Source organism: Flavobacterium xinjiangense, assembly GCF_900142885.1.
GTDB lineage: Bacteria > Bacteroidota > Bacteroidia > Flavobacteriales > Flavobacteriaceae > Flavobacterium > Flavobacterium xinjiangense.
Map to the genome: position 1 here is coordinate 32,064 of NZ_FRCL01000002.1, position 23,247 is coordinate 55,310.

At 35.0% G+C, this 23,247-nt stretch carries 19 protein-coding genes; 12 read left to right on the forward strand and 7 right to left on the reverse strand.

Going from position 1 to position 23,247, the window contains the following annotated elements:
* Positions 1-7: 7 nt before the first annotated feature.
* Positions 8-856, reverse strand: a complete 849-nt coding sequence (gene panC / locus BUC23_RS02460) for a pantoate--beta-alanine ligase (RefSeq protein ID WP_073204919.1) — start codon at positions 854-856, stop codon at positions 8-10.
* Positions 857-964: 108 nt separating this feature from the next.
* Between panC and BUC23_RS02465 the strand changes: the two genes are divergently transcribed.
* From BUC23_RS02465 to BUC23_RS02495, 7 genes are all read left to right on the forward strand, one after another.
* Positions 965-1,771: a glycogen/starch synthase gene (locus BUC23_RS02465; RefSeq protein WP_073204923.1), complete on the forward strand. Its 807-nt coding sequence runs from the start codon at positions 965-967 to the stop codon at positions 1,769-1,771.
* A gap of 21 nt (positions 1,772-1,792) precedes the next feature.
* The gene (locus BUC23_RS02470; RefSeq protein WP_073204926.1) at positions 1,793-3,397 is read left to right on the forward strand and encodes a BamH family beta-barrel-assembly machinery protein; all 1,605 of its coding nucleotides are present in this window, start codon (positions 1,793-1,795) and stop codon (positions 3,395-3,397) included.
* Positions 3,398-3,406: 9 nt separating this feature from the next.
* Complete coding sequence (gene glmS, locus BUC23_RS02475; RefSeq protein ID WP_073204929.1) at positions 3,407-5,254, forward strand: glutamine--fructose-6-phosphate transaminase (isomerizing); 1,848 nt, start codon at positions 3,407-3,409, stop codon at positions 5,252-5,254.
* A gap of 302 nt (positions 5,255-5,556) precedes the next feature.
* On the forward strand, positions 5,557-8,391 hold the full coding sequence (locus tag BUC23_RS02480; protein ID WP_073204931.1) for a TonB-dependent receptor: 2,835 nt from the start codon (positions 5,557-5,559) through the stop codon (positions 8,389-8,391).
* Positions 8,392-8,421: 30 nt separating this feature from the next.
* Positions 8,422-9,897 carry an SGNH/GDSL hydrolase family protein gene (locus tag BUC23_RS02485; RefSeq protein WP_073204934.1) on the forward strand — a complete coding sequence of 492 codons (1,476 nt, stop codon included), beginning with the start codon at positions 8,422-8,424 and terminating at the stop codon, positions 9,895-9,897.
* A 259-nt stretch (positions 9,898-10,156) separates the two neighbouring features.
* Positions 10,157-11,668 (forward strand): F0F1 ATP synthase subunit beta, encoded by a 1,512-nt coding sequence (gene atpD, locus BUC23_RS02490; RefSeq protein WP_073204939.1) that lies wholly within the window; start codon positions 10,157-10,159, stop codon positions 11,666-11,668.
* 69 nt (positions 11,669-11,737) lie between these two features.
* Positions 11,738-12,019 carry a FoF1 ATP synthase subunit delta/epsilon gene (locus BUC23_RS02495; protein ID WP_073204943.1) on the forward strand — a complete coding sequence of 94 codons (282 nt, stop codon included), beginning with the start codon at positions 11,738-11,740 and terminating at the stop codon, positions 12,017-12,019.
* Between the two features lie 50 nt (positions 12,020-12,069).
* Here the strand turns inward: BUC23_RS02495 and BUC23_RS02500 are convergent, their stop codons facing one another.
* From BUC23_RS02500 to BUC23_RS02525, 6 genes are all read right to left on the reverse strand, one after another.
* Complete coding sequence (locus BUC23_RS02500) at positions 12,070-12,612, reverse strand: GNAT family N-acetyltransferase (RefSeq protein ID WP_073204944.1); 543 nt, start codon at positions 12,610-12,612, stop codon at positions 12,070-12,072.
* Positions 12,613-12,701: 89 nt separating this feature from the next.
* Positions 12,702-13,124 carry a DoxX family membrane protein gene (locus tag BUC23_RS02505; protein WP_244153761.1) on the reverse strand — a complete coding sequence of 141 codons (423 nt, stop codon included), beginning with the start codon at positions 13,122-13,124 and terminating at the stop codon, positions 12,702-12,704.
* A 234-nt stretch (positions 13,125-13,358) separates the two neighbouring features.
* Complete coding sequence (locus tag BUC23_RS02510) at positions 13,359-14,915, reverse strand: vanadium-dependent haloperoxidase (RefSeq protein ID WP_073204949.1); 1,557 nt, start codon at positions 14,913-14,915, stop codon at positions 13,359-13,361.
* The gene (locus BUC23_RS02515) at positions 14,912-15,829 is read right to left on the reverse strand and encodes a hypothetical protein (RefSeq protein WP_073204951.1); all 918 of its coding nucleotides are present in this window, start codon (positions 15,827-15,829) and stop codon (positions 14,912-14,914) included. The genes BUC23_RS02510 and BUC23_RS02515 overlap by 4 nt, the downstream gene beginning before the upstream one ends.
* Positions 15,830-15,887: 58 nt before the next feature.
* The gene (locus BUC23_RS02520; protein ID WP_073204953.1) at positions 15,888-17,093 is read right to left on the reverse strand and encodes a hypothetical protein; all 1,206 of its coding nucleotides are present in this window, start codon (positions 17,091-17,093) and stop codon (positions 15,888-15,890) included.
* Positions 17,094-17,555: 462 nt separating this feature from the next.
* Entirely contained in the window at positions 17,556-18,095 is a 540-nt protein-coding gene (locus tag BUC23_RS02525; protein ID WP_139259758.1) for a hypothetical protein, read from the reverse strand.
* A 296-nt stretch (positions 18,096-18,391) separates the two neighbouring features.
* Here BUC23_RS02525 and BUC23_RS02530 point away from each other — a divergent pair, with 296 nt between their 5' ends.
* The 5 genes from BUC23_RS02530 to BUC23_RS02550 all read left to right on the forward strand — a co-directional run bounded on the left by BUC23_RS02530 (position 18,392) and on the right by BUC23_RS02550 (position 23,235).
* Positions 18,392-19,543, forward strand: coding sequence for an aminotransferase class I/II-fold pyridoxal phosphate-dependent enzyme (locus tag BUC23_RS02530; protein WP_073204957.1), 1,152 nt, complete (start codon positions 18,392-18,394; stop codon positions 19,541-19,543).
* A 45-nt stretch (positions 19,544-19,588) separates the two neighbouring features.
* Positions 19,589-19,975, forward strand: coding sequence for a GxxExxY protein (locus BUC23_RS02535; RefSeq protein WP_073204960.1), 387 nt, complete (start codon positions 19,589-19,591; stop codon positions 19,973-19,975).
* 60 nt (positions 19,976-20,035) lie between these two features.
* Positions 20,036-20,653, forward strand: coding sequence for a dethiobiotin synthase (gene bioD, locus BUC23_RS02540; protein ID WP_073204963.1), 618 nt, complete (start codon positions 20,036-20,038; stop codon positions 20,651-20,653).
* A gap of 55 nt (positions 20,654-20,708) precedes the next feature.
* Positions 20,709-21,980, forward strand: coding sequence for an adenosylmethionine--8-amino-7-oxononanoate transaminase (gene bioA, locus BUC23_RS02545; RefSeq protein WP_073204966.1), 1,272 nt, complete (start codon positions 20,709-20,711; stop codon positions 21,978-21,980).
* A gap of 100 nt (positions 21,981-22,080) precedes the next feature.
* Complete coding sequence (locus tag BUC23_RS02550; RefSeq protein ID WP_073205786.1) at positions 22,081-23,235, forward strand: beta-ketoacyl synthase N-terminal-like domain-containing protein; 1,155 nt, start codon at positions 22,081-22,083, stop codon at positions 23,233-23,235.
* Positions 23,236-23,247: the final 12 nt, after the last annotated feature.

A 23,247-nucleotide genomic window follows, 5' to 3' on the forward strand; every position in this document is an offset into this window, starting at 1 on the left:
AAAGTAATTAATTTAATGAAATAGTGTCAATCAAACGAATATTATTGACAACAATGGCTATAAAAGCACGGTATTTTTTATTTTTATTTTTTCTTAGACAGGGTAGTAGTGTAGCCTCATCAGCAATTACAAAATATTCTAAAGTGAAAATTGGATTCTTTGCGAATGATTTTTGTACCCAATCACTTACTGAAGTGGCGCTTTTGATCATGAATTTTTCTTTTGCAACATTTAATGTTTGAAAGATGATAGCAGCTTCGTCTCTTTCTTGGTGTGATAAGCGTTCGTTTCTGGAACTCATGGCCAAATTATTGGATTCTCTATAAATGGGACAACCAACGACATTGACATTTAAGTTGTTTTTAGCCACCATTTTTTTTACAATTTGCAACTGTTGAAAATCTTTTTCGCCAAAATAAGCGTTTTTAGGTTTTACAATCTCAAAAAGACGTTTTACGATGGTGCCAACGCCATTAAAATGACCGGGTCTGAATTTTCCTTCCATTTGGTTTTCCAAACCATCAAAATCAAAAGGTTGTGAAACAGGTTGTCCGTCATAAATATCTTCAACAGTTGGAGCGTATAGGATAATTTTTGGACTCAAAGCTGTAAGTTTTTTTACATCTTCTTCTAATGTCCTTGGATATTTTGCTAAATCTTCCGGATTGTTAAATTGGGTTGGATTCACAAAAATACTGACAACGGTATTTTCATTTTCCGACAGTGATTTTTGCATTAATGCCAGATGACCTTGATGCAGAGCGCCCATAGTAGGAACAAACCCAATAGTGGAATGAGTAGTTTGAATAGATTTCAAGAAGTCTATCAAAGCCGCTTTTCCGTAGAATATATGCATGATGGTATTGTTAAAATTAAATGCAAACTTACTATTTTAGTTAATAACTGCATAAATTTTTGTAATTTTGCGTGGTTTTTATTACCAATAAACTAAGTAAATTACAATATGAAAGATAAGAGGATATTATATGTATCATCTGAAGTGGTGCCTTACCTTGCTGAAAATGAGGTTTCTTTAATGTCTTATGACGTTCCTAAAATGGTCAATGATCAAGGTGGACAGATAAGAATTTTCATGCCTAGATATGGGAATATTAATGAAAGAAGACACCAATTACACGAAGTAATTAGACTTTCAGGGATGAATTTGGTAGTTAATGACTTGGATATGCCTTTGATTATTAAAGTCGCTTCCATTCCAAAAGAGAGAATTCAGGTTTATTTTATCGATAACGACGAATATTTCAAGCGAAAAGCAACCTTCACCGATGAGGATGGGGTGATGTATCCGGATAATGATGAAAGAGCTATTTTCTTTGCAAAAGGGGTTGTAGAAACCGTTAAGAAATTGAATTGGGTTCCTGATATTATTCATGTTCATGGATGGATGGCTGCTATGTTGCCTATTTATTTGAAACATTTTTATAAAAATGAGGCTCTTTTTTCTGAAACCAAAATTGTTACTTCTGTTTACAGTCAGTCTTTTGAAGGGATTTTGGATGCTGAAATGATTAATAAAGTGAAATTTGACGGAATTCCTAATGAAGCAATTGTTGAATTAGAAACACCTGACTACGAGCATATTATGAAAGCAACTATTATGCACTCTGACGCCGTAATTATTGCATCTGAAAACCTGTCTTCAAGTTTAACAAAATTTATAGAATCTTCAGGGAAACCTTTTTTACCTTTCGCCCCGAAAGATAAATTCGCGGAAGCGTATACTAATTTCTATAAAAACGAGGTTCTTTAAATTCAACTTTTATTAATAAATATGTACAATACTTCTTTTTTTAAGAAAATGCTAGTTTTAGCAAGCATTATCCTTTTGTATTCGTGTGATAAAGATTATAATGCGATTGGTGGTGATTTAATTGGTGATAATCATTTTGATTTTAGCACATATACGTCAAATGTGATAGCCTACAATCAAAAAATAGGGCCTGTACAATCCAATGATTTTGCTGTAAATGGGTTGGGAATTTATACAAATCCTGCTTTTGGGACAACAACCGCTAATTTTGCAACACAATTGAGTTTAGGTTCTGTAAGTCCTGAAATTGGAAATAATGCCGAAATTGAAAGTGTTGTTTTGACTGTTCCGTATTTTACTGATGCAACTAAAACAGTTACAAATACTGATGGAAGTCATGTTTATGAATTAGATTCTATTTACGGCGGAAGTCCTGCTGAAATTAAATTAAGCGTTTATGAGTCAGGATATTTTATGCGAGATTTAGATCCTGCAGGGGGGTTTCAGGAGGCGCAGAGATACTACACAAATCAGAATGTTAATTTTGATAATGCTAAGGTTGGAAATCGCTTGAATGATGATGTAAATGTTGCTCAAAACGACGGTTTCTTTTTTAGTGTTGCTGAATATGTTGAAAAAACCACTGATGCAACTACAAAAGTCGAAACGACAACGCGTACTGCTCCAGGAATGCGATTGAACTTGAATAAAAGTTTTTTTGACTCTAAAATAATACATGCACCGGCCGGTAAATTAGCTACAGCAGATGTGTTTAAAGACTATTTTAGAGGTTTGTATTTCAAGGTGGAAAAATCAGGAACTAGCCCAGGAAACTTAGCGTTATTGAATTTTAAGTTAGGAAAAATTACTATAAAATATAAAGAAGATTTGTCTACAACAGTTGGTACAGTGGTTACTGTTACCAGAGTTGATAAGTCTATTGTACTTAACATGGCTGGAAATTCGGTAAGTCTTTTAGAACAAACTAATACAAATGCTTTATATGCCAATGCTACAACTAGTCCCAATACCGTTGACGGAGATGAAAATCTATTCTTAAAAGGCGGCGAAGGTTCAATGGCTATTCTCGATCTTTTTACTACTCCAGGAGAGCTTACAACTTTGAGATCTAATGGTTGGTTAATTAATGAAGCAAATCTTGTTTTTCATATTGATGCAGACAAGATGAAAGATGTTAGTGGAGTAAAAGTTTTTGAACCTAATAGAATCTATTTATATGACCTGACCAATAACCGTCCGGTTGTTGATTATTTTAATGATGCTACCACAGGTACAAACCCTAAAAACGGGAAATTGATTTATGGAGGTATGATTAATAAAGAAACTGCCACAAATAAAGGGTTGACTTATAAAATTAGAATTACAAATCAGATAAGAAATTTAATAAAAAATTCTGATTCAACAAACGTAAAATTAGGGCTTGTAGTGACTGAAGATATAAGCACGGTGACTTCAAGTTATTTGAAAACACCCAATACTTTTTCTTCACGAGTGCCAAGAGCTAGTGTTATGAATCCGTTAGGGACCATTCTTTACGGAGGAAAATCTACAGTTCCTGTGGACAAAAGATTGAAACTTGAAATTTTTTATACGAAACCTAATTAAGTAGAAATTATGTGTGGAATTGTTGGATATATAGGTTATAGAGAAGCTTACCCTATTGTTATAAAAGGTCTGAAAAGACTAGAATATAGAGGTTATGATAGTGCTGGTGTCATGCTTTATGATGGTGAGAACTTAAAAATTTCTAAAACTAAAGGTAAAGTTGTAGACTTAGAGGAGAGAGCATCGAAAGAAATTTCTATTAATGGGACTATAGGAATGGGACATACGCGTTGGGCTACACATGGTGTACCAAACGATGTTAACTCTCATCCTCATCTTTCGAATTCAGGGAATTTGGCAATAATTCATAATGGAATTATCGAAAATTATGCACCATTGAAGGTGGAATTGATAAAAAGAGGTTACATTTTTCATTCTGATACAGATACCGAAGTATTGGTAAATCTTATTGAAGAAGTACAAAAAAAAGAGAAACTAAAATTAGGGAAAGCTGTACAGATTGCGTTAAACCAGGTTGTTGGGGCATATGCTATTGCAGTCTTTGATAAAAATAATCCAGACGAAATTGTGGCTGCCCGTTTAGGAAGTCCATTGGCAATTGGTGTTGGAGAAGGAGAATATTTTATTGCATCTGACGCTTCACCATTTATAGAATATACGTCTAACGCTATCTACTTAGAAGATGGTGAAATGGCGATTATTAGATTGCACAAAGCAATGAAGGTGAGAAAAATTAAAGATGATTCTTTGGTTGATCCTTATATTCAAGAACTTCAAATGAATTTGGAGCAAATTGAAAAAGGGGGTTACGATCATTTTATGCTTAAGGAGATTTTTGAACAGCCAAGTGTAATTAAAGATACCTATCGCGGAAGACTTCATGCGAATGAAGGAATTATTAAAATGTCAGGTGTAGAAGACAATTTAGAAAAATTCTTAAATGCTGACCGAATTATAATCATTGCTTGTGGTACTTCATGGCATGCTGGTTTAGTTGCAGAATATATATTTGAAGAATTTGCTCGAATTCCGGTAGAAGTAGAATATGCTTCTGAATTCAGATATAGAAATCCGATTATCAACAGTAAAGATGTTGTTATAGCGATATCTCAATCTGGTGAAACCGCTGATACTATGGCGGCTATAAAATTAGCAAAAGAGCACGGTGCATTTGTTTTTGGAGTATGTAATGTAGTTGGTTCTTCTATTTCAAGAGAAAGTCATGCAGGAGCTTATACTCATGCTGGACCAGAAATTGGTGTTGCATCAACAAAGGCATTTACGACTCAAATTACGGTGTTAACAATGATAGCGCTGCGTTTGGCTAAAGCTAAAGGTACTTTGTCAAATACTGACTTTCACAGGTATTTACAAGAATTGGAAATCATTCCCGAGAAAGTTAAAGAAGCATTAGAAACAAATGATAGAGCTAAAGAAATTGCGGCTACATTTAAAGATGCGCCAAATTGCTTGTATTTAGGAAGAGGGTATAATTTTCCCGTGGCTTTAGAAGGAGCTTTAAAGCTTAAGGAAATATCTTATATTCATGCAGAGGGTTATCCAGCAGCAGAAATGAAGCACGGACCAATTGCTTTGATAGATGAACATATGCCAGTTGTGGTTATTGCTCCGAAACAAGGCCATTATGATAAAATTGTAAGTAATATTCAGGAAATCAAATCGCGTAGCGGAAGAATAATAGCAATTGTTACTAAAGGAGATACTCAAGTTCGTGAATTAGCGGATTATGTTATTGAAATACCGGAAACCTCGGATGCGTTGTCTCCGTTAATAACTACAATACCATTGCAGCTTTTGTCTTATCATATTGCTGTTATGAGAGAATGTAATGTAGATCAACCGCGTAACCTTGCTAAGTCTGTTACGGTGGAATAAAACACTATTTGAAACTATTTTATAAAAAAAGCGAGATTTTTGATCTCGCTTTTTTTTTTGGATAAAAATAAATGAAACTATTCATTTTTATGATAAACTCAAATATTTCTTAAAATTAGTATGTATGCATAGTATATTGCAACATTTTAACACATAAACAGAGATAAGTATAAAAATCATATTGTCGTAAATGTGTTAAAATGTCGGTGTAACGTTAACAATAATGAATTATTTTTAACGTTTTTTTATTAATATTAAAAATAATTGTACTTTGGCAGCATAAATCAAAAAATTTTAACCAAATGAGAGTGTATTTACTTTTTTTGTCATTGTTTTTTTGCGGCTTAACGTTTGCTCAAAATACAATTTCGGGTGTTGTTACTGATAGTAACAATCAGCCTATTCCTGGAGCCAATATTAAAATTGTTGGTGAAACCTCTGCTACTGTTACAGGGATGGATGGTTCATTTACTTTGCAATCATCAAAAAAACCACCTTACGTGATCAATGTTAGTAGTGTGGGGTTTGGAGCGCAAAAAGTATCGATTTCATCGAATAATCAAAAAGTAGCAGTTAAACTTGCTGATGAAGAAACAAAATTGAATGAGATAGTCGTTTCTGCTTCAAGAACTCCAGAAAGAGTGTTGGAATCTCCCGTTACAATTGAAAGAATGGGTATTGCTGACATAAAAAAAACGGCATCTGCGACTTTCTATGATGGGTTGGAAAACATGAAAGAAGTTCAAATGAACACAAGTAGTTTGTCTTTCAAATCAATAAATACGCGTGGTTTCGCCACAGTAGCAAATACTCGTTTCATGCAATTGGTAGACGGAATGGACAATTCATCACCATTGTTGAATTTTGTATTAGGAAATATGATTGGTGTTTCTGAAATTGATGTTCAAAGTGTAGAGTTATTGCCAGGAGCTTCTTCTGCTTTATATGGTGCAAATGCTTTTAACGGTATTTTATTTATGAATAGTAAAAGTCCATTTACAAGTCAGGGAATTACTGCTTATGCAAAATTTGGACAGACGAGTCAAGAAGCCGCAGGATCAAATGACTATATTGATTATGGCGTAAGAATGGCACATGCTTTTAGCTCAAAATTAGCTGGGAAAGTTAACTTTACTTACATGCGCGGAACTGATTGGTATGCTACAAACTATGATGACAAGACTCGTGCAGGTATTGATAGAAGTAATGTAAATTATGATGGAATAAATGTTTATGGTGACGAGGTTTCCACAAATATAAAAGGAGTTGGGCAGTCATTAGCTTCTTTAGGTTTGATTTCTCAAGCGGCCGTAAACTTACTTCCAAATTATAATGTAAGCAGAACTGGTTACAATGAAATCGATTTAACAAATAACAAGGCTAGTAACACTAAAATAGACTTTTCACTTCATTACAGACCTTTTGGAAATGAAAAGTTAGAAGTTATTTGGCAAAGTAAATTTGGTTTTGGAAATGCTGTATATCAAGGAGCCAATAGATATTACTTGAATGACTTTTTTATGCAACAGCATAAATTAGAGTTCAAAGGGAAAAACTTTTTCGTAAGAGGGTATACAACTAATGAGGATGGTGGAAAATCATATGATATGCTTTTTACAGGTATTAATGTAAATAGAAAATGGAAAGATGACAAGACATGGTTTGGTCAATATGCTGGGGCCTACATTGGAGCTACGCTATCTGGTCAGACACCTGAAAATGCACATATCATTGCAAGAAACACGGCTGATACTGGAAGATTACTTCCCGGTACACCAGAATTTAAAGCTGCTTTTAATAGTGTAATTGCTGATCCAAGTGTGCTTTCGGGTTCAAAATTGGTTGATAATTCAAGAATCTATCATTCAGATGCTAATTATAATTTTAAAGACATTGTAAAATTTGCAGAAATTCAGGTTGGAGGATCTTTTAGATTGTATGAGTTAAATTCTCATGGCCGAATTTATACAGATGCAAACGGACCAATTAATTACACTGAATATGGTTTTTATAGTCAGTTAACAAAAAAATTAATGGAGGATAGATTGAAATTTACAGGATCTGTTCGTTATGACAAATCAAAAAATTTCGATGGAAATTTTTCTCCAAGAGTATCTTTAGTGTATTCAGGAGGAGAAAGAAAGAATCACAACTTTAGAGCTTCTTTTCAAACAGGTTTTAGAAACCCATCAACCCAAGATCAATACATTGGGTTTAATGTAGGAAGTGCTTTGCTTCTTGGTTCAGCTCCTGACAACCTAACCAGATATAGCGAAGTTTGGCCTGTTTCAACTGCAGTTGGTCAAGCTTTAGCTGGAGGAACAACGGTTGTTTTAACTGGTTTAAATGCTTACAATAATTCGTATACCGCTTCCTCAGTAGGTGCTTTTAGTGCTCTAGCGGCTAGTAATCCTATTGCGGCTTCAGCATTATTAAGAAAAACAAACGTAAATTATGTAAAACCTGAACAAGTTAAGGCATTTGAGTTGGGATATAGATCATTTATAAAAGATGTGTCAGTTGATATCAATGGGTACTATAATATTTATAATGACTTTATCGGAAATTTAAATGTTGTAGCGCCTTTATACGGAACTACGCAAGACTCTCCAAATCCTCTTGCGGGTCCAACGAATCCGGGTGCTCAAACGTTGCATGCACTTCAAAATGGTAATTTTAGAGTGTATCAATTGTATACTAATACTAATGTAGAAATTAAATCTCTTGGATTTGGTCTTGGACTTTCTAAAAAAGTTTATAAAGACTTTGAATTTGGAGTTAATTATAATTTTGCTGAATTTAAATTTGACCAAGCTAAAGATCCAAGTTTTGAAGCAGGTTTTAACACGCCAAAACATAAGTTGAAAGCTTCATTTGGAAACGAAAAGTTATTTGAAAATTTTGGATTTAACGTAAGTGGAAGATGGAATAGCGAATATTTATGGCAATCTACAATGGTAGATGGTATGATTAGCGCGGCTACGGTGGTTGATGCTCAAATCAATTATAACATACCAAAATTAAAATCAACACTTAAATTAGGAGCTTCTAATATTGGAGGGAAAGAATACAGTCAAGTATTAGGCGCTGGATTAATTGGGCATCAATATTTTGCTTCTTGGACGATTAATCCTTAATTAAATCAATAATTTTTAAAAAATACAACCATGATAAAAAATTTCAAATGGCTACTATTGGTTTCGTTAACCTTTATAGCATGTAATAACGACGATGAAAATTCGACACCTGTTGAAGTTCCGGTAACATCAGGTACTGCAAGTTTTACAAAATATGTTGCCTTGGGAGATTCATTCGCTGCAGGATATAGTGATGGGGCTCTTTTCAAAAAAGGACAAGAAGGTTCTTATGTGAATATTTTAGCTCAACAATTTGTCACTGCTGGTGGAGGCGATTTTAAAACGCCTTTCACATCGGATAATTTAGGAGGATTGTTATTAGGAGGAAATGTGATTGCTGGTACTCGTTTGTACTTTAAATTAAGTACATCTTCTCCGACTCCGGTTGCAGGTGTTCCAACTACTGAGGTGACTTCAAAAATTACAGGACCTTTTAATAATTTAGGAATTCCCGGAGCAAAAAGTTATCATCTTATTGCTCCTGGTTATGGAAATGTTGCTGGAGTAGCTACAGGTGCTGCAAATCCTTATTTTGCAAGATTTGCAACTGCATCGGGAACAACAGTTTTGGCAGATGCTTTAGTTCAGGCTCCTACTTTCTTTTCTTTGTGGATAGGAGGGAATGATGTTTTGGGTTATGCTACTTCTGGAGGTATTGGTGTAAACCAAACAGGTAATTTAAATCCTGCTACTTACGGTGGTAATGATATAACTGATCCTAATGTTTTTGCAAGTGTTTATTCAGGATTAGTTGCAAAATTAACAGCGAATGGCGCAAAAGGAGTGGTTGCAAACCTTCCTTATGTAAGTACACTTCCTTATTTTACAACGGTACCTTATAATCCGGTTCCATTAACAGCAGGAGTAGCTACTCAATTAAATAGTGGTTATGCTGCTTATAATGGCGGATTGCAGTTTGCTGTTTCAAAGGGGTTGATTACTGCTGATGAAGCGACGAAGAGAACAGTTAAATTTGCTGCGGGAAGTAATGCGGTTGTTATTGTTGATAGTTATTTAACAAACTTATCAGCGTATGGTATCCCTTCTTATAGACAAGCCACTTCTGAGGACTTGCCTGTTTTAACTTCAAGAACTTTTATAGGAACTCTGGTGGGTGGTAATGCTGCTGCTGTTAACGGGGTTTCTGTACCTTTAGCGGATCAATGGATATTAACTAAAGACGAGATTGCGGAAGTTAAAGTTGCTACAGATGCTTATAATGTTACTATAAAAGCAATTGCAGATGCTAAAGGTCTGGCTTTTGTTGATACTAAAGCTATTATGACTCAATTGTCAACTGGAGGTGTTGTTAGTAATAGTTTCACACTCACTTCGGCTTATGTGACCGGTGGAGCGTTTTCGCTTGATGGTGTTCATCCAGGGCCGAGAGGTTACGCATTAATAACAAATGCATTTATGACTGCAATTAATGCTAAATACTCTTCAACTTTAAAACCGGTTGATTTGAGTCTTTATCCAATATTGTATCCTGCAGTTATTCAATAAAATTGTTTTTAATTTTTGATAAAGAAACCACCCATTTTGTAATGAGGTGGTTTCTTGTTTTAAGTGGGATAAAAGGTTTTTGTTTGTTTTAGATCCATTTTTAAATAATACTTTAATTTTTTCATGTTTTTTATAGAAAAAGGTATTGATTTTTTATTTTAAAAAATTATCTTTGCGCACTGAAAAAAGTGTCTAATCGATAAGTTTCGGTTGGTTCTGTTTCATAAACCTAAATAGCTATTTAATAAATACATAAGTAATGTCTAAAGTAATAGGAAAAGTTGCCCAGATCATTGGCCCAGTAGTTGACGTTGTTTTCAACGGTAAGGATGTTGAACTTCCAAAAATTTATGATTCATTAGAAATCACAAAAAAAGATGGTACTTTATTAGTACTTGAAGTGCAATCTCACATTGGTGAAAACACAGTTCGTACCATTTCGATGGACTCAACAGATGGTTTGAGTAGAGGTTATGAAGTAGTTGGAACAGGAAATCCTATCCAAATGCCAATCGGTGCCGATGTTTACGGCCGTTTGTTTAACGTAATTGGAGATGCCATTGATGGTTTAGGAAACTTGCCAAAAACAGGTGAAAACGGTATGTCTATTCACAGACAAGCACCTAAATTTGAAGATTTATCTACTTCTTCTGAAGTTTTATTCACAGGTATTAAAGTAATTGATTTAATTGAGCCTTACTCAAAAGGGGGTAAAATTGGATTGTTCGGTGGTGCTGGTGTTGGTAAGACAGTATTGATCCAAGAGTTGATCAACAATATCGCAAAAGGTCACGGTGGACTTTCAGTATTCGCAGGAGTAGGAGAAAGAACACGTGAAGGAAATGACTTACTTCGTGAGATGTTAGAGTCAGGAATTATAAAATACGGTGATGAATTCATGCACTCTATGGAAAATGGAGGATGGGATCTATCTAAAGTTGATATGCCAGGAATGAGAGAGTCTAAAGCTACTTTCGTTTTCGGTCAAATGAATGAGCCACCGGGAGCTCGTGCTCGTGTAGCACTTTCTGGATTATCTATCGCTGAATATTTCCGTGATGGAGCAGGTACTGATCAAGGGAAAGACGTTTTGTTTTTCGTTGACAATATCTTCCGTTTTACACAAGCAGGTTCTGAGGTTTCGGCACTTTTAGGTCGTATGCCATCTGCGGTAGGTTACCAACCAACATTGGCTACTGAGATGGGAGCTATGCAAGAGCGTATTACGTCTACAAACAAAGGTTCTATTACATCTGTACAAGCGGTTTACGTTCCTGCGGATGATTTAACTGACCCGGCTCCGGCTACAACTTTTGCTCACCTTGATGCTACTACTGTATTGTCTCGTAAAATTGCTGAGTTAGGTATTTATCCTGCGGTTGATCCATTGGATTCAACTTCAAGAATTTTGACTCCTCAAATTTTAGGTGATGAGCATTATGACTGTGCACAAAGAGTGAAAGAAATTTTGCAAAAATACAAACAATTACAAGATATCATTGCGATTCTTGGTATGGAAGAATTATCTGAAGAGGATAAATTAGCCGTTTCAAGAGCGCGTCGTGTTCAACGTTTCTTATCTCAACCTTTCCACGTTGCTGAGCAATTTACAGGATTAAAAGGGGTGTTAGTTGATATCAAAGATACTATCAAAGGATTTAATATGATTATTGACGGTGAATTAGATCACTTGCCAGAATCAGCTTTTAACCTTAAAGGTACTATTGAAGAAGCTATCGAAGCAGGAGAAAAAATGTTAGCGGAAGCATAAATTAGTGTTCAGTGTTCAGTCTCAGTATTCAGTACTGTGACTGTTAACTGAGACTGTAAACTAAAAAATATGTTATTAGAGATAGTATCACCAGAAGCAAAATTATTTTCAGGAGAAGTAACTTCGGTTACCTTACCAGGAATTGACGGAAGTTTTCAAATATTGAATCATCATGCTCCAATTGTTTCTATATTAGGAAAAGGAGTAGTTAAAATTGCAGCTTCAAGCTTCCACTTTGGAAAAGATGTAGTGAGTAAGTTTACTAAAATAGATGATCAAAATTACACACTTGCTATTGTTTCAGGAACAATTGAAATGAAAGACAACAAAGTTATTGTTTTAGCAGACTAAAATAATTTCGATCAAAAAAATAAAAGCCTAACTTAATTGTTGGGCTTTTTTTATGCCCAATCCCAAAGCATAATATTCCAAATAATACCGTCTTCTTCATAACTGTCTATTGCTTTAAAACCAATTGCTTCATGTGCTGACATGGAACGAAGGTTTACATTAGCCACTTCTGTAATTAAAAAATCAAATTCCTGTTGCAATTGCGTTCTATAAAAATCATATAATCCCCGGAATATTCCTTGTTTTCTGTAGTTTTTATCTACACAAACCTGACCCATTATAACATAGGATTTGCCAGTTGGTATAAGAGAATCTATCCTTTCAAACATCGGAATCAGCACTTCAATTTCGTTTCTAAAGCTGGAAAGCATAACTAATGCAAAACTCACAACTTTTTCGCCATCCTTGGCAATAATATGGGCACAAGCGGTATTCATCTGTTCTAATAACGCAACGGTGTGCTGTACTGTTACAAATCCTTCCTGAAGTTTTTCTTCAGAAGTGATGTTTTGAGAACTATTTTGTAATTGTAGTGTTCTGATTTGTTCCAGTTCATCTAGAGTTGATGCTCTTTTGTAAAGTACAGTTTTCATTTGATTTTATGAATCACGGATTAATTAGCGTTTGTTTATCTGTATTATAAAATTAGAAAATCTTTGATTATACAAAATGGATTTAGAATTTATTTTTCGCTTAATTTCAAATTCATTTCTGCATAAAATTTTTCATTGTATTTTCCGGCAACTACAAGTGCTCCCGAAATTAAAACTAGATTTTTTATAATGTACTGTCCGACCAAAGTTGGACAAAACGGAAAGGAGTCGAAACAAATTGTTTTTAAAATAAAAATCGGAAAAAGTGTAACTGTCATGTGCAGTAAGAGTAATAGAATCGTATAAGGGATGAATTTTTTTATCAGTAGCCCAAGCCCAATAATTGCTTCGCAGATTCCAAGAATTGGGATAAATATTTCTGGTCGAAACCAATAAACTGTCTGCTCTACCAATTCACCTGCTGGACTCATCCCGAAAATTTTCAAAGCACCAAACCAGATATAAACTATTGCAAGGGAAATTCGCATCATATTGATGCTGTGTTTTTCCATTTTTTTACTAAACTTAAAGTAAAATAGGTCGAATGTTGGTTTCATAATGAATTAATTATAGATTTAAAATGTGCTCGCTTACCATTTTAATGGGGAAGCTTATTATTCTATTTTAAAATTTAATGCTTTTTAAAAAAAAGCCTAACAGATTTCCAACGTCTGTTAGGCTGTAGTTGATAAAATGAGATATTAAAACAAACCTTTAAAACAAATTATCAACCTTAATTATTTGGATTATTCAGCACCGTCGGTTGTTGCTCTTGCAACAGCAAACCCACCTACTTTTTTGCCTAATTCCAATCCTTTTTCACAATCACTTCTATAATGAATACAGCCGTACATTCGAGAATTTGATGCCTCTAATGCCATTGCTTCAAAAGCTTGAGTTTTTGCAGGAATTATATGTGAAAGAACTACGCAGGCAGCGCCACTAAATGTAGAATGTCCTGATACATAGGAAGGGAAATTTGGAGTCCCTGTCATAGTTTTTATTGATGGATCTACTTGAGATGGTCTTGGATTAAAGTAAGTGTATTTTGCATCCCAACAGCTAATGGCAGCATCCATCATAGTAATGTTCAATAAAGCCAAGTTTCTTGCCCATCGGACTTCGCTATAATTTAGTGCTACAAATGACTCTGATGCAATTGCGTTCCAGTGGCCAGGAGGAGTATAAGTTCCTACGCCATCAGCCCAAAAAGTAACTATTTGCATGTTTTTTCTAGTAGCATTTTTGCTGTAACTCTTTATTTCTGCCAATTCCTTTGCAAATTGTTCGGATTTTGTAGAAGGTGGTGGAACTGGTCTGCTGGCAACAACCATTTCAGGAGTCATCAAGAACGACTTAACTTTACCAAATAACGGCAACATTGGTGGTCTTGCCGGTAAATCCAAAGATTTCCAAGGTGTTTCGCCGGCAGCCGCCGTTTGTGTTTCCAATTGAGTCCAAAGCGCTTGGTTTCCTATAGCAGCTCCAGCACCATCAGTACTAGCTCGTGCAATAAATTTGGTTGCAATTTTTCTTCCTAAAATGATCCCAGCTTCTACATCACTTCGAACATTGGCACCGCTAATAATGCGATAGAGTTTTTGTTCTTCCGCTTTTCCGTCAATGTATGCGATTTCGGTTGGGAATAATAATTTTAATAATTCAACTGTAACGCCAGATAATACACCATCTTCAGATGGATAAGAAGGCATTGGACTTTTTGGAATTAAAACTTGTAAAGTTGCATCCACGGTAAAAGGTGCTGCTCTGTTGTATAGTTTTTTATAATACCAAGTGGCAACCATAGCATCATATTGCGCTGCACTGACATAGGCGTACGCTCTAGCTGCATAAGGCGGATTTGAAAATGGAAATTGTGGATTTGCAAACGGATTCGCTGCCGAAGGTGCTGGGTAGGTTCCGTCTTCATTTTGATAAGGAGGGCGGTTGTGTCTAGCCACTAAAGTTCGCATGATTTCATTCCAGCGTAAAACGCCACCAGCGCTCCAATATTTTATTATTCTTTTTTGATCTTCCGATATGTTTACCTGGTAACTTTTTATTTCATTAACTTCTCTCGTGAATGCCGGCGTATTTGTTGCAATGGGAATATCTAGTGCGAATTCGTTTGGAGTCGTCAATAAAAATGTTTTCCAAGTACCAGCCAAATCGTCTGTATTTGTTGGGTTCAAGGCATGAAATTGCTCGTTTCGTTCTACAATATCATCACTACAAGAATACGTACATGCAAGAAATAAAGTCAGAAGAGTGGAAGAGGCTATTTTTTGTATTTTAGTTTTCATCTTGTTCGCTTGTTTTTTTTAATATTAATCACATAAAATAAACCACCATAAAAGGTGTCAGATTTCCCAACGTTTCTTCCTTGAACTACATAGTTAAAGCCGCCTACAAGAGATAATTGAGGTATTTTTTTTAATGTATATTTTGAATTAACGCCATATTTTAAGGCGTTCATCGTATTGCTCGGAAAAGGCATGTTGTTTTTTGTAATGTCAAATCCTCCTGATTGCGTTACCCAATTGTCTATAACGAATTCTGCGATCAATCTACTAGATCGATATCCCGCTCTAAAATTTACTGAAATAGCATCAGGCATATCCACTTTATTTGTATAATGAATTTCGTCAGTGAGATAGGCGTTTCTATCGATAGTTATGTTGGCTCTTTTTACATAAGCACTAGATAAGGTCGAGAAGAAGTTTCCTAGCTGAAAATCCCCCATCAATCGTAAAGCTGCTGTTTTGCTTTGTAAACCAATGCTTAACGGTAAATAATCAGCGGAGTAATTGGATATAGGGGTCGAAAAACTCCCCAAAGCATATAAAGAATATGTAGCCTTTCCAATTGTTTTTTCTATGGGCATATATTTTATCGTTAATGATAAATCCTGCAATCCTTTTTGTCCTCCCATAGTACCAGCAGAAGCTTTTGTTTCTGCGTAGGGAAGGCTGAAGATAATATTCAATTTGTCAGAAACACCATAGTTTCCCATTATAGCGATTGATTTTGTGGAAAGAGTACCAAGATTGAGATTTTCTCTTTTAAAGGTTCCTTCCCAGTACTGGTCCCAACTGCTATATTGGTAAACTGCTCCAAAACAAAAATTGTTTTTGCTCATCATAATACCGTCAATCTCTGTTTGAGAAGTCATAAATAAAGGTGCCAAAAGCAGGTAAATCAGATAAAATTTTTTCATTTAATAAAATGGTTTAATTATAGAATGTAATAAGTGATCTTTAACGATTTCTTTTAAATTAGTGCTTCATAGTCACGTTCATTTTTTTATTTAAATTGAAACGATAAGTATAACCAACATTAATGGAATAATCTGCAAATGCTGCATCACCTTGGACATGTACGTATTTTGTCGGATCTGTAATTACAGAATTTTGTAAATCTTGGCTAGCGATATCTGCTGCACTTTGAATGCGGTTTTTAACAACGTTGTAAGGAACGTATAAACTCAAGCCATGATTTCCTATTCTATACGAAAAACCATATTCAACTGCAATTACATAGCCAGGGCGACGATAAGCTATTTGACCACCAAAGGCATCGTAAGCAGGAATTCCTTCAAATCTCCCAGCTAAGGATACGGTGAAATTTTCTTTTTTGTCCACGGCAGCCATAAATCCTGCGCGACCAAAATATTGATCAGGACTAGCGTAAATTTCATATCCTTCCAGTCCTGCTTTTGGTGCTGATTTAAAGGTGCCGTTTGACTCTCTTGGGTTAAACAAATAATATCCATTAGCAAAACCATAAAGTCGGCCTGTCAATTGCCTGAATGCTTGAATTTCTATTGAATATCCAACACCGCCGTCTCCAGGTTGAATAGCTTGATCCATTACAACGTTTTTAGTTGTTCCATCCACTTGAGGAGCATCGTCTCTTTCGTCATGGCTTCCTGTGTTTAGTTTTACTCCTAAACCTACCATAAGGTTGCCTTTTTTCGCTGTTTTAGGATCAAAGACCCAGTAGTTAAGACTCAAGCGAGCGTCAGCAATTCCTTGCGCGTAAACGCTATATCGGAAAGTGTTTTTTACTGGAGTTGTTTGCTTTAATACTTGGGAACGCTCGTTGTTTACATAAGGTAATGTTGCATTCAACTGAATACGGTCAGTTAATCCGTAAGAAATATTTAAGTCTACTGCATGAGAATATATATTAACGGCATTACCACGTTCTTTTCCGTTTTCATCAAAACCACCACCCGTAGTTTGACGTTGTGGTTGCTCTTCTTTTCCTACAAAGTGTCTCCATGAATGAAAATAACGATAATTTGCGCCTACTTGAAATTCCCCTTGGTCTAAATTGTAAGAGTTTGAAGAGTTCATGTTTTGACCTCCCATTTGGCGAACCGCTACACAGCCTTGAGCAGAGATATTTTCTGAATGAATGGAGATGAAAAGAATTGCAATAAAAGTAAAGGACGAAGATAAAAAGGATAAAGTTTTCAAAATTTGGTTTGTTTAGTAATTAAATAGCATTTTAATAGATAGGAATAGCAACATTGTCCATTATTGGAAAGATGGGTATTCAAAAAAAATAAAAAGGTTTTTTTTGTTCTTATTGTTAAGAAAAGAAGATGATTTAATGGCTTTCGCCAAAATTTAATCTTGGGTGTACAAGGTAAATAGCTGATTCAAAGATATTTTTTGAAATCTAAATTTTTATGCAAATTGATTGAAGTCGTAATTTTAGAAAAGGAAACTGCACTGTCCTTTTAAAAATATAAAAATTGACTTCCTTCACCTCCACTAAAATGTGGATCAGAGGCACAAAAAATGTGTTTTAAAAAGTTAATTTCAAATAAGTTTTTTAGAATAACAGTTCATCTTGACTGATAAATAATCACAAATGATCATGAATTTGCATATACCTCATGGATGCGAATGATTTCGCTTAAACAATAAGAGATGTTAAGCTACGTCAGGCGGTGAATACGATAAGGAAAGGTATCCGGAATCTAACTCTTTATTTGGGGTAATAATTGGCTCAGCAGAATTTAAATCGATTTTTGCCGAAAAATCAATACATACCGTAGTGTTTGGAATATAATCCGGAAGAGAAGTTTTTAGAAGTTTTTTTGCCGGTGATTCTTTTGATGTTGTACTGTTGAATAATTGATTATCAACAATTTCGCTTAAATCTTTACCGATTACATCTCCATAAGAATTACGTAAGTAATAGAGACTGATTATGTTGTTTTGAATTCTTTTTTTGAAAATATGGTAACTTTTATTTTTAATTATAACATTCTCATTTACATATTCAAAATCAGTGTCTTCAATAAATGAATATACAGAAGCATTTAATCGTATTACTTGAAACTCAGAACTCGGAATTTTCTCCATACTAGACACCCATGTTTGCTCTTTTTGATAAGCAAACATCGTATAGTATCCTAGGACATTGTAAAACAATGTTGCTAGTAAGAAAAGTGATGCAATTCGTTTCATATTTGCCGAAAGTAGAAAACTATTTAATAACGAAACAGCCAAAATTAAAAAAATTAATGTTTTTTAACATAAATTTAACATAATATAAAATCGAAACCGTTTTCGTAAAAATTTAATAATTTTATTTTGATTCCTATATATTCAAATGTTAATTATTAAATAATCACTTTTTAATTACAATATTGTGTGATTTTTCATCATTATAGGGGTACGATATAAGAGTGTATTTTCATAAAGTGACAAACAGGGATGATTCAAATTTTTAAACCAAAAAAGATGCTTATTTTTGCACTAATATGAGAAAGTTTCCAGAAAATCTATCCGTCAAACTTGCAATCAGAAAGCAGAATAAATCATTAAGACAATTACCTTCCAGTGGTACAACAATTGATTTTGCTTCTAATGATTACCTCGGATTGTCAAAATCTGAAATTGTTTTTCATGAAACGCATCAGTATTTAGTGGATAATGATAGCATTCAAAACGGAGCGACAGGTTCCAGGTTATTATCCGGAAATCATAAACTGTATCCAGAAACCGAAAACTTCATAGCACACTTTCATAAATCAGAATCGGCATTAATTTTCAATTCGGGTTATGATGCCAATGTTGGTTTTTTTAGTTCGCTTCCACAAAAAGGAGACTTGATTTTATACGACGAATTGTGTCATGCTTCTATCCGGGACGGAATTCAATTGTCGAATGCTAAAGCTTATAAATTCAATCATAATGATTTTGACGATTTAGAACGATTAATTCTTCGAAATCAAAATGCAGTTATTTATATCGTTACCGAATCCGTTTTTTCAATGGACGGCGATACGCCCAATCTTGAAGAATTAGTACAAGTATCCGATAAATACAACTGTTATTTAGTTATTGATGAAGCGCATGCTTTGGGCGTTTTTGGTTCAACAGGGGAAGGGTTAGTGCAAATGTTAGGTTTGCAAGACCAGATTTTTGCCAGAATTATGACTTTTGGAAAAGGATTGGGGTGTCATGGAGCTGCGATTTTAGGATCTACGGAATTGAGGGATTATTTAGTTAATTTTTCCCGAAGTTTTATTTATACGACGGGACTTTCGCCACATTCGGTTGCCACGATTTTAATGTGTTACCACTATTTAGAAAAAGAAAAACAGAATATAGAACTGCTTCGAGGGAATATCATTCATTTTAATCAAGAGAAGAACGTATTAGGATTAAAACAATTATTTGTTCGAAGTAAATCAGCCATACAATCAGCGATTATTCCGGGAAATGAAAATGTTAAATCTATAGCACAAAAACTCCAAGAAAGGGGTTTTGATATTAAAGCCATACTTTCGCCCACCGTTCCAGAAGGACAGGAGCGACTTCGATTTTGTTTGCACAGCTTTAATTCAAAAGAAGAAATCTCCGAAGTATTGCGGTTGTTGAGTACTTTTGTATTTATGGGACACGGATAATACGGATTTAACGGATTCGCACTGATTTTAATTAAAATATATACGATGGGTAATTTGCTGCATATAAATTTGAGTGACACTATTTTGAAAATCTATTTTGAAGTTTATAATGAACTTGGATATGGGTTTCTTGAAAAAGTATATCAAAATGCCATTTATTTTGAGTTGAAATCCCAAGGTTATAAAGTAGAAGCGCAGAAACAAATTAAAGTATATTATAAAAGTCAATTGGTTGGCGACTATTTTGCGGACTTATTGATTGAAGATTCTATTATTCTTGAACTTAAAGCCTGTGCATGTTTGATGGACGAGCATAAAGCTCAACTATTAAATTATCTAAAGGCAACTGAGGGAGAAATTGGATTATTATTGAACTTTGGAACAACTCCAGAATTCAAAAGGTCTATTTACACCAACGACAGAAAAAAATAAAATAAATTTTTAAAAATCCGTGACAATCAGTTAAATCTGTGTCATCCGTGTGCTATTTATATGAAACTATTCATCACAGGAATATCTACCGATGTCGGTAAGACCATTGCTTCGGCAATTGTAACAGAAGCTTTAGAAGCTGATTATTGGAAACCCATACAAGCAGGTGATTTAGAAAACTCTGACAGTCATAAAGTCAAATCTTTTTTGTCAAATAAAAAGACGGTAATTCATCCCAATAGCTATGCTTTAAACACGCCAGCAAGTCCGCATCTTGCTGCAGAACTAGACGGAGTTGTTATTGATTTAATGAAAATTATCGAACCGAAAACAGCAAATCATTTGGTTATTGAAGGTGCGGGAGGTATTTTTGTTCCATTAAATTCAAATGATTGTGTTATTGATTTAATCCAATCGGATTATAAAGTAATTGTTGTTTCTCGTCATTATCTGGGAAGTATCAATCATACTTTGCTCACAATTGAAGCGTTGCAAAACCGAAAAATTACTATTGCCGGAATAATCTTCTCAGGCGAAGAAAATAAAGCTACAGAGACAATAATATTAAGTAAAACTGGAGTAAAATGCGTTGGAAGTATTGAGCAGGAACCGTATTTTGACCAAAATGTAATAAAAGAATATGCTGATTTGTTACGGGAAAATTTATTGGAGTTGTAACTTCTAATTTTGAAATCTGAAATCAGCAATCGTTAATCAAAAATCAAAAATTCAAATGAATTTAACAGAAAGAGACGGCCAATATCTTTGGCATCCGTATACCCAGCATAAAACTGCAGCGTTGCCTATTACCATTAAAAAAGGAAAAGGCGCTTTACTCTGGGACGAGAATAACAAAGAATATATAGATGCAATCGCTTCCTGGTGGGTGAATCCTTACGGACATTCTAATAAATTTATTGCCGATGCGATTTACAAACAACTGACAACACTAGAACACGTTCTTTTTGGCGGATTTACACACGAACCCGCTATTTTGGTTGCGGAGAAGTTGATGGAAATTTTGCCGAAAAATCAGCAAAAAGTTTTCTTTTCAGATAATGGTTCTACCGCGGTGGAAGTGGCTATCAAAGTTGCATTGCAATATTTTTTCAATAAAGGGGAAAAGAGAACTACCATAATTGCTTTCGAAAATGCTTTTCATGGCGATACATTTGCAGCAATGGCGGCAAGCGGAATTTCTTTTTATACTCAGGCTTTTCAAGGAATGTTCATTGACGTGGTTCGGATCCCAGTTCCTGTAATTGGGCAAGAACAGGAGAGTTATGATGCTTTAAAAAAGGTAATAAAAGAGAATAATTGTGCAGGTTTTATATATGAGCCGCTAGTTCAAGGAGCCGCAGGAATGGTAATGTATGAGCCAGAGCCATTGGATGAATTGATGCGAATTTGTCAGCAAAACAAAGTACTCACCATTGCTGATGAAGTGATGACCGGTTTTGGAAAAACGGGAAAAACTTTTGCGACGGATTATCAATTAGAAAAACCAGACATGATGTGTTTGTCAAAAGCGTTGACCGGAGGAACAATTCCTATGGCGATAACCACTTTTACCCAAGAAATCTTTGAGGCTTTTTATGATGATGATATTAATAAAGCATTGTTTCACGGACACACATTCACAGCAAATCCTACAGGTTGTGCAGCGGCCTTGGCTAGTATAGCGTTGTTGCAAACTGATGAGATGCAAGTCAATATTGCTCGAGTAAATCAAAATCATTTGGACTTTCAGGCACGTATAAAAAGCCATCCAAAAGTAACCACCACAAGAGTGCTGGGAGTCATTTTTGCTTTAGAAATAAAAACCGAAAGCGCCACCAGTTATTACGGAACATTGCGCAATAAACTTTATGATTTTTTTATTGAAAACGGAATAATCCTACGTCCTGTTGGTAACATAGTTTACATTTTGCCTCCATATATTATTACGGATGAGCAATTACAAAAAGTGTATCAAGTGGTCGAAAACGCTTTAGAAATAGTATAAATATATAACAATAAAGGTATGTTTTGAAAGTATAAATTTTCAAATTCCGTAAATTTCAAAAAAAACTTTGCGACCTTTGCCTTTAAATAACAACAGCATTTTGTCTCAAACAATCTCCATAACCGCCATTGCTTCTATTTCACCGTTAGGGAATACTCCAGAAGTGATTTGGCAAAATTATCTTAATCAAAATCATTGTTTTACGGAACTTGATTTAGATAGTAAAAAGACTTTTGTAGCAACTTTAGATACTAATTCTGAACAAGTTATTGCTGAATTGCGAGAATCAGATAATAAATACAAATCGTTAGATAAATCTGTTTTGTATGCTATGGCAGCTTCAAGAAAAGCGATAGAAAATGCAGGTTGGACTCAGAATGATGTGTTCGGAATCAACATTGGTTCTTCTCGCGGTGCCACTGATTTATTCGAAAAGCATTATCGCGACTATTTAGAAACAGGGAAAGCGCATACTCTTGCTTCTCCTACAACAACTTTGGGTAATATTTCCTCTTGGGTCAGCCATGATTTGCAAAGTTCAGGTCCTGAAATCTCGCACTCCATTACTTGTTCGACGGCTTTGCATGCTTTGCTAAACGGTGTGGCTTGGCTGCGATCCGGAATGGCTGATAAATTTCTGGTTGGTGGGAGTGAAGCACCATTAACAGATTTTACAATTGCGCAAATGCGGGCGTTGAAAATTTATTCCAATAGTAAAGAAGATTATCCAAACCGTGCGCTTGATTTAGAAAAAAAACAAAGCACCATGATTCTTGGTGAAGGTGCCGGAGTTTGTTGTCTCGTAATTGGGAAAAAAGAAAATGCACTAGCTTACATTGAAGGAATTGGTTATGCTACGGAGATTTTGGAACATAATATTTCCATCTCTGCGGAAGCGACCTGTTTTCAAAAATCAATGAAAATGGCTTTACAGAATACGGATTTATCGCAAGTTGATGTGATCGTCATGCACGCACCAGGAACGATAAAAGGCGATTTGACTGAATATAGAGCTATTGAGAAAATCTTTGGTGAAACACTTCCTTTATTGACTACGAATAAATGGAAAATCGGTCACACTTTTGGTGCTTCAGGAATACTCAGTATGGAACTGGCTATTATGATGATGCAACACAATAGGTTCATCGGAGTTCCTTTTGCGGAAGCACAATTACAGACAAAACCTATTAGAAAAGTATTGATTAATGCGGTAGGTTTTGGTGGAAACGCGGTAAGCGTACTTTTGAGTTTGTAGTTAAGGCTAGGC

Bases quoted from the DNA above. Each gene is read 5' to 3' on its own strand.
- panC (WP_073204919.1), bottom strand. From the start codon at position 856: ATGCATATATTCTACGGAAAAGCGGCTTTGATAGACTTCTTGAAATCT.
- BUC23_RS02465 (WP_073204923.1), top strand. From the start codon at position 965: ATGAAAGATAAGAGGATATTATATGTATCATCTGAAGTGGTGCCTTAC.
- BUC23_RS02470 (WP_073204926.1), top strand. From the start codon at position 1,793: ATGTACAATACTTCTTTTTTTAAGAAAATGCTAGTTTTAGCAAGCATT.
- glmS (WP_073204929.1), top strand. From the start codon at position 3,407: ATGTGTGGAATTGTTGGATATATAGGTTATAGAGAAGCTTACCCTATT.
- BUC23_RS02480 (WP_073204931.1), top strand. From the start codon at position 5,557: ATGAGAGTGTATTTACTTTTTTTGTCATTGTTTTTTTGCGGCTTAACG.
- BUC23_RS02485 (WP_073204934.1), top strand. From the start codon at position 8,422: ATGATAAAAAATTTCAAATGGCTACTATTGGTTTCGTTAACCTTTATA.
- atpD (WP_073204939.1), top strand. From the start codon at position 10,157: ATGTCTAAAGTAATAGGAAAAGTTGCCCAGATCATTGGCCCAGTAGTT.
- BUC23_RS02495 (WP_073204943.1), top strand. From the start codon at position 11,738: ATGTTATTAGAGATAGTATCACCAGAAGCAAAATTATTTTCAGGAGAA.
- BUC23_RS02500 (WP_073204944.1), bottom strand. From the start codon at position 12,612: ATGAAAACTGTACTTTACAAAAGAGCATCAACTCTAGATGAACTGGAA.
- BUC23_RS02505 (WP_244153761.1), bottom strand. From the start codon at position 13,124: ATGGAAAAACACAGCATCAATATGATGCGAATTTCCCTTGCAATAGTT.
- BUC23_RS02510 (WP_073204949.1), bottom strand. From the start codon at position 14,915: ATGAAAACTAAAATACAAAAAATAGCCTCTTCCACTCTTCTGACTTTA.
- BUC23_RS02515 (WP_073204951.1), bottom strand. From the start codon at position 15,829: ATGAAAAAATTTTATCTGATTTACCTGCTTTTGGCACCTTTATTTATG.
- BUC23_RS02525 (WP_139259758.1), bottom strand. From the start codon at position 18,095: ATGAAACGAATTGCATCACTTTTCTTACTAGCAACATTGTTTTACAAT.
- BUC23_RS02530 (WP_073204957.1), top strand. From the start codon at position 18,392: ATGAGAAAGTTTCCAGAAAATCTATCCGTCAAACTTGCAATCAGAAAG.
- BUC23_RS02535 (WP_073204960.1), top strand. From the start codon at position 19,589: ATGGGTAATTTGCTGCATATAAATTTGAGTGACACTATTTTGAAAATC.
- bioD (WP_073204963.1), top strand. From the start codon at position 20,036: ATGAAACTATTCATCACAGGAATATCTACCGATGTCGGTAAGACCATT.
- bioA (WP_073204966.1), top strand. From the start codon at position 20,709: ATGAATTTAACAGAAAGAGACGGCCAATATCTTTGGCATCCGTATACC.